The organism is Ensifer sp. ENS10, from assembly GCF_014852025.1.
Taxonomy (GTDB): Bacteria; Pseudomonadota; Alphaproteobacteria; order Rhizobiales; family Rhizobiaceae; genus Ensifer.
Genome location: NZ_JACVAS010000081.1, coordinates 1 through 237, shown reverse-complemented (window position 1 = coordinate 237; position 237 = coordinate 1). Strand labels below are relative to the sequence as shown.

At 64.1% G+C, this 237-nt stretch carries 1 protein-coding gene; it reads right to left on the bottom strand.

The features are described from left to right. On the bottom strand, positions 1-237 hold a 237-nt coding region (locus IB265_RS36455), incomplete at both ends, for a hypothetical protein (RefSeq protein ID WP_192496245.1).

The following is a 237-nucleotide window of genomic DNA, read 5'->3' as shown; positions in this document are numbered from 1 at the left end:
TGTCCGCGTCGGTGACCGTGTAGCCGAGGCCGACCGAGACATTGTCCTCGCCATTCGGACCAGCCGTATGCAGCACGTTGTCCTTGAGCTCGACCGTATAGGCACCCGTGGCCGCGTTCGTCACGGTCACCGTGAACAGCACGCCGCGCGGGCCCGTTGCCGTCAGCGTGTTGCCGCTCCAGCTGTAGTTTACCGTCTCCTGTCCGATCGTACCGCTCGTGCCATGCAAACCGGCAA